This window comes from Nocardioides humilatus (assembly GCF_008373755.1).
GTDB lineage: Bacteria > Actinomycetota > Actinomycetes > Propionibacteriales > Nocardioidaceae > Nocardioides > Nocardioides humilatus.
This window is the reverse complement of record NZ_VUJV01000072.1, coordinates 1-320: the sequence shown is the minus strand read 5'-3', so window position 1 is coordinate 320 and position 320 is coordinate 1. Positions and strand designations below refer to the sequence as shown.

Below are 320 nucleotides of genomic sequence, written 5' to 3'. Positions count from 1 at the left end.
GAATTTCCTTCCCAAAACAAGAACGTCATTCGTGCGTGCTATCGTCAATGTTAGAATGTATGCAGGCGAACCTGGATCTGGAGCCGGTAAGGGTGGTGGTGGTGGTGGTTCGATTCGAGAAGCCGGTGGTACCTTCGGTAAAATGGAAGCTGCTAGAGAAGATGAATACTTCTACAAGAAGCAAAAGGAACAACTAGCAAACCTGAAGGGGCACTTGAACAAGGAGATTGCCTTCCACCAGGAGCAGATTAAACGACATGAGGATGCGATCAGGCGTCACAAAGAACAAATGTCTGACATTGAAAAGCCCCAATGAACTG

At 47.2% G+C, this 320-nt stretch carries 1 protein-coding gene; it reads left to right on the top strand.

Translation table 11 applies throughout. From position 1 onward, the window contains the following. Positions 1-316: hypothetical protein (locus tag F0U44_RS24030; protein ID WP_223163813.1), on the top strand; the 316-nt coding region annotated here is incomplete at its 5' end. Positions 317-320: the final 4 nt, after the last annotated feature.